The 13,716-nt window shown below is 40.9% G+C and carries 14 protein-coding genes; 11 read left to right on the top strand and 3 right to left on the bottom strand.

Annotation, left to right across the window (positions count from 1 at the left end):
* Window positions 1-149: 149 nt before the first annotated feature.
* Together KGF34_RS08805 and KGF34_RS08800 are read left to right on the top strand one after the other, a co-directional pair.
* Complete coding sequence (locus tag KGF34_RS08805; RefSeq protein WP_252558764.1) at window positions 150-758, top strand: helix-turn-helix transcriptional regulator; 609 nt, start codon at window positions 150-152, stop codon at window positions 756-758.
* Between the two features lie 42 nt (window positions 759-800).
* On the top strand, window positions 801-1,853 hold the full coding sequence (locus KGF34_RS08800; RefSeq protein ID WP_252558763.1) for a site-specific integrase: 1,053 nt from the start codon (window positions 801-803) through the stop codon (window positions 1,851-1,853).
* A 197-nt stretch (window positions 1,854-2,050) separates the two neighbouring features.
* On the opposite strand, the gene rpsI is transcribed toward KGF34_RS08800, so the two are convergent.
* From rpsI to KGF34_RS08785, 3 genes are all read right to left on the bottom strand, one after another.
* The gene (gene rpsI / locus KGF34_RS08795) at window positions 2,051-2,452 is read right to left on the bottom strand and encodes a 30S ribosomal protein S9 (protein ID WP_022234348.1); all 402 of its coding nucleotides are present in this window, start codon (window positions 2,450-2,452) and stop codon (window positions 2,051-2,053) included.
* Window positions 2,453-2,472: 20 nt separating this feature from the next.
* Entirely contained in the window at window positions 2,473-2,901 is a 429-nt protein-coding gene (rplM, locus tag KGF34_RS08790) for a 50S ribosomal protein L13 (protein WP_022234347.1), read from the bottom strand.
* 192 nt (window positions 2,902-3,093) lie between these two features.
* Window positions 3,094-3,927: a putative RNA methyltransferase gene (locus KGF34_RS08785; protein ID WP_252558762.1), complete on the bottom strand. Its 834-nt coding sequence runs from the start codon at window positions 3,925-3,927 to the stop codon at window positions 3,094-3,096.
* Window positions 3,928-4,128: 201 nt separating this feature from the next.
* Here KGF34_RS08785 and KGF34_RS08780 point away from each other — a divergent pair, with 201 nt between their 5' ends.
* The 9 genes from KGF34_RS08780 (at window position 4,129) to argJ (ending at window position 13,682) form a co-directional block, all read left to right on the top strand.
* On the top strand, window positions 4,129-4,941 hold the full coding sequence (locus tag KGF34_RS08780; protein ID WP_252558761.1) for a dockerin type I repeat-containing protein: 813 nt from the start codon (window positions 4,129-4,131) through the stop codon (window positions 4,939-4,941).
* A gap of 17 nt (window positions 4,942-4,958) precedes the next feature.
* Window positions 4,959-5,822, top strand: coding sequence for a dockerin type I repeat-containing protein (locus KGF34_RS08775; protein ID WP_252558760.1), 864 nt, complete (start codon window positions 4,959-4,961; stop codon window positions 5,820-5,822).
* Window positions 5,823-6,131: 309 nt separating this feature from the next.
* Window positions 6,132-6,341: a DUF6198 family protein gene (locus KGF34_RS08770; protein WP_249375749.1), complete on the top strand. Its 210-nt coding sequence runs from the start codon at window positions 6,132-6,134 to the stop codon at window positions 6,339-6,341.
* Window positions 6,338-6,628 (top strand): antibiotic biosynthesis monooxygenase family protein, encoded by a 291-nt coding sequence (locus KGF34_RS08765; protein ID WP_252558759.1) that lies wholly within the window; start codon window positions 6,338-6,340, stop codon window positions 6,626-6,628. The genes KGF34_RS08770 and KGF34_RS08765 overlap by 4 nt, the downstream gene beginning before the upstream one ends.
* 8 nt (window positions 6,629-6,636) lie before the next feature.
* The gene (locus KGF34_RS08760) at window positions 6,637-7,800 is read left to right on the top strand and encodes a glycoside hydrolase family 3 N-terminal domain-containing protein (RefSeq protein WP_252558758.1); all 1,164 of its coding nucleotides are present in this window, start codon (window positions 6,637-6,639) and stop codon (window positions 7,798-7,800) included.
* A gap of 516 nt (window positions 7,801-8,316) precedes the next feature.
* Complete coding sequence (locus tag KGF34_RS08750; RefSeq protein WP_252558757.1) at window positions 8,317-9,540, top strand: argininosuccinate synthase; 1,224 nt, start codon at window positions 8,317-8,319, stop codon at window positions 9,538-9,540.
* 162 nt (window positions 9,541-9,702) lie between these two features.
* Window positions 9,703-11,079 carry an argininosuccinate lyase gene (gene argH, locus KGF34_RS08745; protein WP_022234339.1) on the top strand — a complete coding sequence of 459 codons (1,377 nt, stop codon included), beginning with the start codon at window positions 9,703-9,705 and terminating at the stop codon, window positions 11,077-11,079.
* Between the two features lie 307 nt (window positions 11,080-11,386).
* A complete protein-coding gene (gene argC, locus KGF34_RS08740; protein WP_252558756.1) occupies window positions 11,387-12,421 on the top strand; it encodes an N-acetyl-gamma-glutamyl-phosphate reductase in 1,035 nt (344 codons plus the stop codon).
* A gap of 34 nt (window positions 12,422-12,455) precedes the next feature.
* Window positions 12,456-13,682 carry a bifunctional glutamate N-acetyltransferase/amino-acid acetyltransferase ArgJ gene (argJ, locus tag KGF34_RS08735; protein WP_252558755.1) on the top strand — a complete coding sequence of 409 codons (1,227 nt, stop codon included), beginning with the start codon at window positions 12,456-12,458 and terminating at the stop codon, window positions 13,680-13,682.
* Window positions 13,683-13,716 lie beyond the last annotated feature (34 nt).

Here is a 13,716-nt window from a genome sequence, read left to right as displayed (position 1 = left end):
TATTTGCGCATTTTAAGTTCGCATATTCATTGTATACGCATTTATATGACTTGTCAATACCTAATTTCAAAAATTGTGTATTTTAATTTCGCAAATGCACTTGCAATTCACAAATAAGTGTGTTATTATTATAATGAGGTGATGACGAAATGGATAATTTGCAAACCTTAATCGGCGAAAGAATCGCCAAACAGCGCAAGCAGCTTCGGATTAGTCAGACCGAGCTTGCGGAACAATTGGGAAAATCACTCCGCACTGTGCAGAAGTACGAAAGTGGAGAAATAGATATGTCCGTCTCTGTATTAGAACAGATAGCGGACATATTAAAAATACCCATCAATTACTTGATAGGCTACGATTCGTCGCATATTAAATTGGAAACATTGGGCGATGTGTATGCGTACTTGTTCGAGCTGGATCGAAAACAAGACCTTCGCTTTGAGGTCGAATTTACTAAAGGACCCGAAACAATCAGAAAGGTATCACTTGTATTCGATGTACACGAAGCTGATGGCAACAGTGCGCTTTATACAATGTTGAGGAACTTCGATTATAATCGTGAAAGTTTTGAAACCTATAAAATCGACTACGAGATGTTCCGTGATTGGGAAGAAAAAGAAATCAAATCCCGGAGCGATTACTTCCTGACGGACAGAGAATATGAGGTTTTAGATAACGAGGAACGGTTAAGAAAATTCAACGAATACTACATAAAGAAGTTCCAAGAACAAGCAAACAAAGGTGATACGGAGCAATAAGCTCTTATCATAAATAAAACTAAAACAAGGAGGTTTTGGAGAGTGAGGTTGCCAAACGGTTACGGCGGCGTCACAAAGCTATCGGGTAGGCGTAGAAAACCCTATATGGTCAGAAAAACTATCGGCTGGCACATTGATGAAAAGACAGACAAAAAGGTTCAGGACTATGTGGTCATAGGCTATGCAGCCACCAAATCTGAGGCACTGCAAATGCTGGCAGACTACAACAACAATCCCTTTGACGTTTCTGCTTCCAAGATCACATTCAAGGAAGTGTATGAGCGTTGGTCTGCGGAGAAGTTTCCAACGGTATCGGATTCCAACGTAAAAGGTTACAAGGCTTCATATAAAGCCTGCGTACCGCTTTACGACAAGGTGTTCAAGGAAATCAAGCTTGTAGAGCTGCAAAACGTCGTGGACACCTGCGGCAAGAATTATCCCACGTTGCGAAAACTGAAAGTTCTTTTGAATCAGCTCTACGAATACGCTATGAAAAATGAGCTGTGCAACAAGGATTACTCCGAATATGTGGACATTGTAAAGCATAAAGGCCGCAACCCGAACAAAAGGGATCGGGAAAAGTTCACCAAAGCAGAAATCGACCGCTTATGGAAAGCGTCAGATGACAAGTATTATCAGATCGTCCTCATGCTGATTTATTCGGGTGTGAGGATTTCCGAAATACTGAATCTAAAACGAGAAGATGTAAACCTGAAAGAACAATATTTTGATATCAAGCTCAGCAAAACTGACAACGGAATCAGACGAGTACCGATCGCCGACAAGGTACTGCCGTTCTTTAAGAGCTGGTACAACGACGGCGAGAGCGAATATCTGCTTCACACCGAAAATGGAAACAAGTTTGATTACCGCAATTACTACGATAGTTATTTTACGCCGCTTATGGTCAATCTGAATATGGATCACACACCGCATTGTACACGACACACATGTATCTCCATGCTGGCGGAAGCACAGGTTGACCAAACCACAATTAAAAAGATTGTCGGACACTCGGGCGCTATGACGATGACCGAAAGAGTGTACACACATTTAGACGTTGAGGTGCTAATCAATGCGATCAATAAAATCTAAAAGCAAAAAAAGAAAGAGATGTCTTTCTGAACTTAGAAAAACATCTCTTTTGATTGCTTATTGAGGTTGAGAACTGTTGCTACTTATGTGTTACTTGCTTGTTGCTTATCTAACACATTTAAGCACATCTCAAACCATCTGAATACTCCAAAAGCCCTGTAAACAGTATCCTTGAAGCGTGCTGAGAAGCACAAAGATTATCTCTTTGAGAACTGTGGTGCTCTACGAGCTGCTTTAAGACCGTATTTCTTACGCTCTTTCATTCTTGGGTCACGAGTTAAGAAGCCTGCCTTCTTAAGTGTTGAACGAAGGTTCTCTGAATCGTACTGAAGAAGTGCTCTGGAAATACCGTGACGGATTGCACCTGCCTGACCTGTAACGCCGCCGCCTGCTACTCTGCAAACGATGTCGAACTTCTGATCTGTTTCTGTTAAGGCGAGAGGCTGTCTAACGATGAGCTTGAGTGTTTCAAGACCGAAATAATCGTCGATGTCACGATCATTGATTGTGATTTTGCCTGTACCCTGGTAAAGTCTTACTCTTGCAACAGAGCTTTTTCTTCTGCCTGTGCCGTAAAAATAAGGTGTCTTATCGTACATTATTAATTTGCCTCCTTCTTTTAAGCTTCAACCATTTCAGGCTTCTGAGCCTGATGATTGTGTTCTGCACCCTCAAAGAGTCTGAGTCTGAGCAAAGCATCTCTGCCGAGTGTGTTCTTTGGAAGCATACCCTTAACAGCAAGCTCCATAGCCTTTGTTGGCTTTGTAGCCATAAGAGTATCGTATCTTGTTTCTTTAAGATGGCCGATATAGCCTGTATGACGCTGCCACTTCTTCTGAGTGAGCTTGTTGCCTGTTAATACAGCGTCCTTGCAGTTGATGATGATTACATGATCGCCGCAATCTACATTTGGTGTAAATGTTGCTTTGTGCTTACCTCTTAAAAGAACTGCTGCCTGAGTAGCAACTCTACCAAGTGGCTTGCCTGCTGCATCAATTACATACCAGCTGCGTTCAATTTCGCTTTTTTTAGCTAAATATGTTGACATAACAAATCCTCCTGTAATTTACTTGTGCCTTAGAATTATAATACATTTATTTTGCATTGTCAACACTTTTTTGCAAAAATTTAATTTACCGTTACACAAACTTTAAAATTCGCTTATATTCTCTTTTATACTCTCTTGTGCTAATGTGTAATTTCAAAAAATATTTTTCTAAAACCTTAGTATTTATCACGATTACAGCTTTTTATAGACAAGCACGCAAAATTCGATTTCGGTCGTAAGTGAGTTTAATTTCTCCAGCTTTTGTTGGTCGGTACGAGAGGTTTTGTAGTAGTACGGAGTCATTTTGAAAAGGCTTTCAATTTGCTCGTTGCTTTTAAGCTCTATGCTGTATTTAAGCTCTTGACTTTCGGCAAGTGTAAAGCCGTCAATCTCTGTGCTTTCTTCGGGATTTTTCAGCGGATTATCGTATATCGCCTTTTTGAGCGAAAAAAGGTGATTTTCAAGCGGAATAACTCTCAAAAGCACTCCGCCCCTTTTTAAAACTCGGTTGTATTCTTCCGGCGCAAAAGGTGAAAATACATTAAGCACCGCATCGCAGGAAAAATCCGCTGTCGGCAAAGCAAATACGCTTGCTACAGCCAAACGAATATTTTTACTGCGCTTTGCCGCTGCAATAAGAGCAAATTTTGAAATATCAATACCCGCTATACTTGCGTTTTTGTCTGCAAGAGCCTTTTCAATTTTTTCCGTATAATAGCAGTCGCCGCAGCCGGCATCAAGTACACAGGCATTTTGCGGAATATATTTTTGCAAAAGTTCGCACATAAGGTCACACAGCGGCTTGTACGAATCTGTATTTAAAAACTCGGTCCTTGCCTCTATCATAAGTTTATCGTCACCGTGACGCTTGCTTTTGGATTTGTTGCTCTGCAAAAGATTGACATAACCCTGCTTTGCACAGTCAAAACAATGGTTATTTATACATCTGTAGGTTCGACCGTCAAGTTTTAATTCTTCTTTGCAGACAGGACAGCAGAAATTCAACATATTATTACCGCCTTTCATTATTAGAATAATAGCATAAATTCTTTTTGATAACAAGTTAAAACAGAGTTGTATGTGCAAAGTGTCACAATTTTTCTATGAACAAATCAAAAATTCAGCTTTTTGCTTCGTAGCTTTATCTTGCAAAATATTGTATAATATTGCTTGATTGTATGAAACATTTATTGTTTTACAAAAATTTTATATTTTGGGGGATAAATAATGAAAAAATTAATCAGTATCGCACTTGTTGCTGTTATGGCGGCAGGCTCAATAGTTTCTGCCAATGCGGCAGTTGTTCGGGAAAATAATAGCGTTCAGGTGCTTGATTCAAGGGTAAAACTTGAAAACAACACCGTAAATGTGTTTACTTATAATCTTAGTAAAAATTCACTTGGCGGAGTGAGTTTTTACGGCAAAAATACAGAAAAACAATATGCTGTACAATATAAGGATTGTATAGGTAAAAATACCGTTATTTCCATGCCGTCAAGCGAAAGCTATACTCGCTTTGTTTCGGCAAACGGCGGTAGCACCGGAAATACTTATGCAGGCTATTCCTTTGCGAATACAGGCGGCGAATATGTAAAACTAAGGGTAAAATTAAGCGATGTTTCAAGCTATTTTAACAGTGACGGTTCATATACCGATACAGACGGAAACGGAGCAACCTACACTCTTAGGGAAAATGGATCCAATCTCACTTTCTTTAGCGGCGGTGCGGTAAACGGTGTTGCACCCGACGAGAACGGCTGTGTGGAAATTTATATAAAAGCAAAACCCGGTGTGAAAACCGCATTTTCAACCTACCTGCCTAATTACAGCGGAATAATAAGTATGTATGTGCCGATGCTTTGTTTTGGCAATATTGACCTTAAAGGCAGTACAAATGTAAACGATGCAACCCTTTTGCAGAGATACCTTGCGGGCAATGCGGAATTTGATAAACTTCAGATGTTTTATTCCGACATAAACCGTGACGGTAAAACAAATGTTAAAGATGTTACAGACTTACAACAAACTATTACCAAATAATTATAAAGGAGTATAAAATGAAAAAATTTGTATGTTTAATTCTTTGTGCGGTGCTGACTGCAGGTGCAGCAGTGACCGCAAACGCAAAAACCGTTAAGCCGCATAAGGGTGTTGAGATTTACAACTCGGCAAAAAACATCGGCAACAACACGCTTTTGGTTTCTGCGTACAATATTCCGTCCGATTATACAAACGGAGTATTATTTACGGGAGGCGATACTCAAAAAAACTACTCCATGAAATTTGCCGATTGTATAGGCGGTGACAAAACACTCTTTATGCCGTCTTCCGAAAAATACGCCCGCTATTTTGTAAGCGGTTCGGGAAACACATACGCAAGTTACACATTTGACAATAAAGGCGGAAGGTATGTTAAAGCAAAAATAAATCTTCACGAGTTAGATCCGAATTATTTTAACAAGGACGGCTCGCATACAATGGAATACTCAAGTATCGGCAGTCATGATCATAAGTTCAAATACGAAAAAGCAGACAACGGCGGTTATTATGACTCCGCCTTGTACTTCCAGAGCGGCGGCGCTGTAACGGGCGCAGTTCCGGATAAGGACGGCTGCGTGGAAATTTATCTGTCTACTAAAATCAATGAACCAACACAATACTGCACTACATTTTCTTACCGCAAAGCTTATGTAGTCGGCGGCGGCGGCGGTACTGTCGGTTCGAATATATACATATTGAGATTCGGCAATATTGACCTTCAAGGCACAGTAGATGTAAACGATGTTACTTTGCTGCAACAGTACATTTCCGGATCGGTTGAGCTTGATTCGCTCCAGTATTATTACACAGATACAAACTTTGACGGTCACCGTGATGTAAGGGATGTTACCACCTTACAGCGAGCAATAGCAAAACGATAATTAAAATTATGGTTTAGCAAAATAATTTTGCAAAGTATTATAAAAGTTTGGTCAACCTTTTCAAAGGTTGTGGGTGTGGGCAAAGCCCACAAATACTTTCCGTTTATGCAATCTAACGATAGCCAAACAGCTTGCTGTTTGGCGGCTTGAACGAATGGGCGGAAGTCAATGCGAGAGCAATAAAAGAAACATACTTAACCTTCATAGGCAACGCAATGCGTTGCCTATATTTTGGGCATTTTCGGTTACAACAGCTACCGCCTGTTTTTTTTAATTTTGTTTTATGCACACTGACAGCAGGCTGTCAGTGTGCATAATAATTTGTTATATCGGAAGATTTTTATAACCGCTGCGCTTACTTTCTTCTGCCTCGGCTACCTTGACGGACTTGGTATAGGAACTGTACTTGCAGCCTTTACAATGGGCAAAGTCGTTGGTATAATAGGTACATATACAGACAAATTCTTTTATTTTGAAACTTACAAAACACTTAAAAAGACCGACAAGGAGATAAAATGAAAGAAATCACGCTTATCGTAAAATATTCCGTTAAAAAAGGTATGGTTAATGACTTTTTGACAGCTCTTAAAAACGAGGGCTTTCCGCAGATTGTACAAAATGAAAACGGCTGTATAAAATACGATTACTTTGTGCCGTCATTCGGAAAAAGCAATGAGGTACTGCTTATTGAAAAATGGCAGTCCGAAAAATTGCAAAAAGAACATCTTAACACACCGCATATGCAAAAGATGAAAACTTTTAAGGACAGATTTGTAGAAAATACGACTGTCGAAATTTTTAAATGAGGGATAAAATGAAAATCAAAAGAACAATTACATCACTTCTCACCGCAGCAATGTTGGCAACAGCGCTTGCAGGCTGTCAGAACACGGGCGAAGCTTCAAAAGCACAGTCGACAAATGACGAGCAAAACAGTCAGGCAACAGTGACAGAAACCACCGCTCCTCCCGACTCGTATTCAGACATTGACGATATGATTTCAAAAATGACGGTTGAAGAAAAAGTCGGACAGCTGTTTTATGTAAATTGTCGTGGCAATGATATGAGCGACGCAATAACCGAATACCACATCGGCGGCGTTTTGCTGTTCGGTGTAGATTTTGACGGCAAGACAAAAGAAGAAGTGAATGCCGATATAAAAGCTATGCAGTCCAATGCCAAAATTCCGCTTATTATTGGCACAGACGAAGAGGGCGGAACGGTTGTAAGAGCGAGCGATAATCCAAACCTAAGAGACAGCGCATACCTTTCACCGAGCGATACATTTGACAACGGCGGTTGGAGCGCTATTGAAGACGACGCATACGATAAAGCGGAATTTCTGCTTTCGCTCGGCGTAAATGTAAATATGGCGCCTGTCTGCGACATCACTTCCAACCCCTATTCATTTATGTATTACAGGTCGTTTTCAAGTGACGCCGCAAGCACAAGCAGATTTGTGGATACGGTTGTAAAAGCAAGCAAAGAGAAAAAACTCGGAACTGTATTAAAGCACTTTCCCGGATACGGAGATAACGGCGACACACATTATTCCAGCGCTACTGACAACAGAACTTTCTCGGACTTGCAGAACAATGATTTTCTGCCGTTTCAGGCAGGTATAGCCGCAGGCGCAGACAGTATTCTTGTGTCGCACGTAACAGTAAATTCGATTGACAGCGATAATCCCGCCTCGCTCTCTGAGCCTGTGCATGAGGTTATAAGAGATAAGCTTAAATTTGACGGAGTTGTTATGACCGATGACCTCGATATGTTTGCCGTTGACGCCCTTGACATTTACGAACCACTCTCGGTTGTCGCTTTTAAAGCAGGCAATGACTTCCTCTGTTGCGGCGATATTGAAAACGAATATACCGCATTGCTTAATGCCGTACAAAGCGGAGAAATTACAGCAGACAGAATCGACGAGTCTGTAAAAAGAATTTTGATATGGAAAAGAAATCTTGCAATTTTATAACTCTTGCCCGACTATGTAAAAACAGTCGGGCTTTTTTACTTGCTTGTATTTAGTGATATAAATAAATCAAAAAATCTATTAACAAGTTTACTTAGCATATGTATAATAAAGTTGACAATAAAACTTGCTCTGATTTTATGCATTTCATTGGACAAAAAATTTGAAGACCTGTTTTACTTTGATTAAACATCCAATCGGCTGTTTATTTTTTGCTTTGCCGCAAGTCAAAATGAATATCTACATTGAATATTCATTAAAATATACATTTTATGCAAAATCAAGCGTAAAAATGAATATTCATTATTTCTGCATATATGCATTTTTATACATATATTGAAGATTTATGCTGAAATCAAGGTTGATTTTGCTGTAAAAACCTTGGGTTTTATTTTGAATTAAGTGCATTTATCACAATTTTACGGTGTATTGAATAATTATTCAAAAAACACTTGATTTTTCCGTCAGAAAGCGTATAATGTAAGAGTAATATAAATCATTTCTATGGAGGAAATTAAAATGGCTGACAATAAAATTAAAAAAGTTGTTCTCGCTTATTCAGGCGGACTTGATACTTCTATTATTATTCCTTGGTTAAAAGAAAACTATGACAACTGCGAGGTTATCGCTGTTTCGGGTGATGTAGGACAGGGCACAGAGCTTGACGGTCTTGAGGAAAAGGCTATTAAGACAGGCGCATCTAAACTTTACATCGAAGACCTTAAAAAGGAGTTTGTTGACGATTACATCATTCCTACAGTTAAAGCAGGCGCTGTTTACGAGGGCAAATACCTTCTCGGTACATCATTTGCCCGTCCTATCATTGCTAAAAGACTTGTAGAGATTGCTAAGGCTGAGGGCGCTGACGCTATCTGCCACGGCTGCACAGGTAAGGGCAACGATCAGGTTCGTTTTGAGCTTGCTATTAAGGCTTATGCTCCTGATATGAAGATTATCGCTCCTTGGAGAACTTGGGAATTCAAGAGCCGTGAGGACGAAATTGAGTACGCTGAAAAGCACAACATTCCGCTCAAGATTAACCGTGAAACAAACTATTCTAAGGATAAAAACCTCTGGCACTTAAGCCACGAAGGTCTTGACCTTGAAGATCCTGCAAATGAGCCTATGTACAACAAGGAGGGCTTCCTTGAACTCGGCGTTTCTCCTGAACAGGCTCCCGACAAGGCAGAGTATGTTACAATTTCATTTGAAAAGGGCGTTCCTACAAAACTTAACGGCGAGGAAATCGACTCTGTTGAGCTTATCAAGGAGCTTAACAAAATCGGCGGCAGAAACGGCGTAGGTATCACAGATATCGTTGAAAACCGTCTTGTAGGTATGAAGGCTCGTGGCGTTTATGAAACTCCGGGCGGCACAATCCTCTACGCTGCACACAACAAGCTTGAGGAAATCTGCCTTGACAAGGATACACTCCACTACAAAAAGAACCTTTCAAACACATTTGCAGAACTCGTTTATGACGGCAAATGGTACACACCTCTCCGTGAGGCTCTCTCGGCATTCGTTGACAGCACACAGGAGTATGTAACAGGTGATGTTAAGTTAAAGCTTTACAAGGGCAACATCATTGACGCAGGCGTTACAAGCCCATATTCACTCTATGATGAAGAAATCGCAACCTTTGACGAGGATCAGGTTTACGATCAGAACGACAGTGCAGGTTTCATCAACCTCTTCGGTCTTCCAATCAAGGTTCGTGCTAAAAAGGGTCTTATTAAGTAATTTTTACTCAAAGACTTTTGTATGAATTAAAATAATTATTCCGGTTCGGGGACAGGGAAATTCTCTGTCCCTGACAGTTGTTTATACGGATATTTTTAAACAGCAATATCAATTATAAATAATACACAAATTAACAATCATTCATTAACCCGAGGTGATTATATGCAGCTTTGGAAAGGCAGATTTAAAAAGGAACTTTCAAAAACCACTAACGATTTTAACAGCTCAATCTCATTTGACAGCCGTATGTATAAAGAGGATATCGAGGGCAGTATTGCCCACGCAACAATGCTCGGCAGATGTGGCATTATCAAACAGGAAGAGGCTGACGACATAGTTCAGGGTCTTAAGGGAATCCTTGCAGACATAGAAAACGGCACTCTCCATATTGATATGGAAGCAGAGGATATTCACACCTTTATTGAGGGCGAGCTTACAAAGAGAATCGGCGACAACGGCAAGCGACTTCACACATCAAGAAGCCGTAACGACCAGGTAGCCGTTGACATTAAACTTTACCTTAAAAAGGAAGTTGTAAATGTTAAAAAGCTCGTTGTTGACCTTATCAAGGTTATTGCCGACAAGGCGGAAAAGTACAGCGAAACCGTTATGCCCGGCTATACTCATTTACAGAGAGCACAGCCGATTACTTTCGGTCACCACCTTTTAGCTTACGGCGAAATGCTTTTAAGAGATGTGTCAAGACTTGAGGACTGCCTTAAGAGAATGGACGAAATGCCGCTCGGCTCTTGTGCTTTAGCAGGCACAACATACCCTATCGACAGAACAATTACAGCCGAGCTGCTCGGTTTTGAAAGAATTACAAACAACTCGCTTGACGGTGTATCCGACAGAGATTACTGCATTGAGTTTGCGTCTGTTCTTTCTATTATTATGGTGCACCTCTCAAGATTTTCAGAAGAAATCATTATGTGGTGCAGCTGGGAATTTAAATTCATTGAGCTTGACGACGCTTTTTCAACAGGTTCTTCAATTATGCCGCAGAAAAAGAATCCTGACATCGCAGAACTCGTCCGTGGCAAGAGCGGCAGAGTTTTCGGCGACAATATGACTTTACTTACAATTATGAAAGGCATTGCCCTTGCATACAATAAAGATATGCAGGAGGACAAAGAGGCAATTTTTGATGCTGTTGATACAGTTAAAATGTGCCTTACAGCCTTTACTCCAATGCTCGACACAATGAAAGTTATTCCGCAGAATATGCGTAAAGCGGCAGCAGGCGGATTTATTAACGCAACCGACTGCGCAGACTGGCTCACAAAGAATGGGGTACCGTTCAGAGATGCATACAAGGCAACAGGCGAACTCGTTGCAAGATGCATTGAGCTTGGTACAGACCTTGAAAACCTCCCGATTGAGGAGTACAAAAAGGTTTGTGATGTATTTAACGATGATGTTTACAGAGCAATTTCACTTGAAACTTGTACAAACGAAAGAAAAGCATTCGGCGGCCCTGCCTCTGAAAATGTAAAGGCACAGGCAAAGCGTGTGGCTGAAATTGCTAAGAATTTATAATTGATTTTATAAATGCAGTTGTTGAAAACAATTTTTGTCTTAAATTAAACTTCCTGCCAATTCCGCTTTTCTTTTGCGTGAAAAGAAAAGCTCCAAAAGAAAGCACGCTCAAGAGAAAAGGGATTTCGAGTCCCTTTTCCCTTAAGAATCCTTTTTCCTTAGACGACCAAAGGTCAGTGACCTTTGGAAACTTCAAACTTTTATTTGTTTGTTTTAGTTAATGTTTGGCGGATTGATTTAAATATAGACTATTAGTATCAGTATAAGAATTGTTAGATATATATTCATAAATAAAGGATTGATTAAAATGATAAAAGCAGGTATTGTAGGCGCAACAGGCTATGCCGGCGCCGAGCTTGTAAGACTTCTGACAAGTCACCCCGAGGCTGAAATTTCAGCTATCAGCTCGGTTTCTTTTGAGGGACAAAAATTAAGCGATGTTTATCCGTCATATACATTTTTAAACGATATGGTCTGTGAAGACCAAGACGCTGTTGTTGAGAAAAGCGAGGTTATCTTCGCCGCACTTCCCCACGGTCTTTCACAGGAACTTGCCGAAAAGTGCATAAGCGCAGGCAAGGCTTTCATTGACCTCGGCGCAGACTTCCGTCTTGAGAGCGAAGAAGAATATACAGAGTGGTACGGCGGTACTTTTCTTGACAAAAAGCTCCACGAGCAGGCTGTTTACGGACTTCCTGAATTTTTCAGAGATAAAATCAAGGGCAAAAAGTTAATTGCAAACCCCGGCTGCTACACTACCTGTTCTCCGCTTGCCATTGCTCCGGCAATCGCAAGCGGACTTGTAAGCACAAAGGGTATCATCTGTGACTGCAAAAGCGGCGTAACAGGTGCAGGCAGAAAACCTACTCAGGGCAACCATTTCCCTGAACTTAACGAGGGTTTCCATGCATACAAGGTTGCAAGTCACCGCCACACACCCGAAATTGAGCAGACACTTTCAAAACTTTCGGGCGAAGATGTAACAATCACATTTGTGCCGCACCTTTTACCTGTAAACAGAGGTATTCTTGCCACTGTTTATGCAGACATTAACGAGGGCGTTACTTTTGAGCAAATCAGAAAAGCGTATGAGGATTTCTACAAAGACGAGTTTTTTGTAAGACTTCTTGACGACGGCAAATGCGCCGACATTCACAATGTACGCTATTCAAACTTCTGTGATGTTTCAATTCATCACGATAAAAGAGCAAATAAGCTTGTGGCTTGCGCAGCTATTGACAATATGGTTAAGGGTGCAGCAGGTCAGGCAATTCAGAATATGAACATTATCTTTGGACTTGACGAAAAAACAGGTCTTGTTATTGTTCCACCTGCTTTTTAATCGGTAAAAGCAAATAAAAAACGGAGGCTTTATTATGGGAAATTACAGATTTATCGAAGGCACAGTTACTTCTCCTATGGGTTTTACAGCAGCCGGTATTTGTGCGTCAATCAAGCCGTCAAACAAAACAAAGCGTGACCTTGCGCTGATTTATTGCGACACTCCCTGTACGGCGGCGGCTGTTTATACCAAAAACCTTGTTAAAAGTTCGGCTATTGAGGTAACAAAAAAGCACCTCGAAAACGGCGTGGCTCAGGCGGTTATCGTAAATTCCGGCAATGCAAACACCTGCAACGCAAACGGATATGACATTGCAAATCATATGTGCCTTATTGCAGGCGAAACTCTCGGTGTAAAAGCGGAAGATGTTATCGTTGCATCAACAGGTGTTATCGGTCAGCCTCTGCCTATTCAGCCTATTTTAAAGGCTTGCGTATATATGAAAGGTCACCTTACAAAAGAGGGCGGCACAGACGCAGCCGAGGCTATTATGACAACCGATACGGTAAAAAAAGAAATGGCTATGCAGATGGAGCTTGACGGCAAAACCGTTACAATCGGCGGTATTGCAAAGGGCAGCGGTATGATTCACATTAATATGGGTACTATGCTCTCTTTTGTTACAACAGATGCGGCTGTTTCTTCGGATATGCTGCGTGAGGCTCTGCGTGAGGCTGTTGAGGACAGTTACAATATGGTAAGCGTTGACGGCGATACATCTACAAACGATACCCTTGCTATTATGGCATCGGGCAAAGCCGGCAACAAAATGATTACCAACAAAAACGAAGATTACTATACATTCTTAAGCGGACTTACCGCAGCTTTCAGAGCACTTGCAAAGAAACTTGCGGGTGACGGCGAAGGCGCAACAAAACTTCTTGTTTGCAAGGTTGAGGGTGCTAAGAGCAAGCCCAACGCTGTTAAAGTTGCAAAGAGCATTATCGGTTCAAGCCTTGTAAAAGCCGCAATGTTCGGTTCGGACGCTAACTGGGGCAGAGTTCTTTGTGCAATCGGTTACAGCGGCGCTGATGTTGATGTTAAAAAGGTAGATGTTTCTTTTGAATCCGCCAAAGGCAATATTCTTGTATGCAAGGACGGCGCAGGAGTTGAGTTTTCGGAAGAAAAAGCAAAGGAAATTCTGCTTGAAAAGGAAATCAACATTCTTGTATCATTAAATGACGGTTTTGGCTATGCCGAGGCTTACGGTTGTGACCTCACTTACGATTATGTAAAGATTAACGGAGATTACAGAACCTAATTGGCAAAGTAATTTGCCAAACCATAATTTATCT

It is taken from the genome of Ruminococcus sp. FMBCY1, from assembly GCF_023921805.1.
GTDB classification, from domain to species: Bacteria; Bacillota; Clostridia; order Oscillospirales; family Acutalibacteraceae; genus Ruminococcoides; species Ruminococcoides intestinale_A.
The sequence above is the reverse complement of the archived record's forward strand: the minus strand, read 5'-3'. Positions and strand labels throughout refer to the sequence as shown.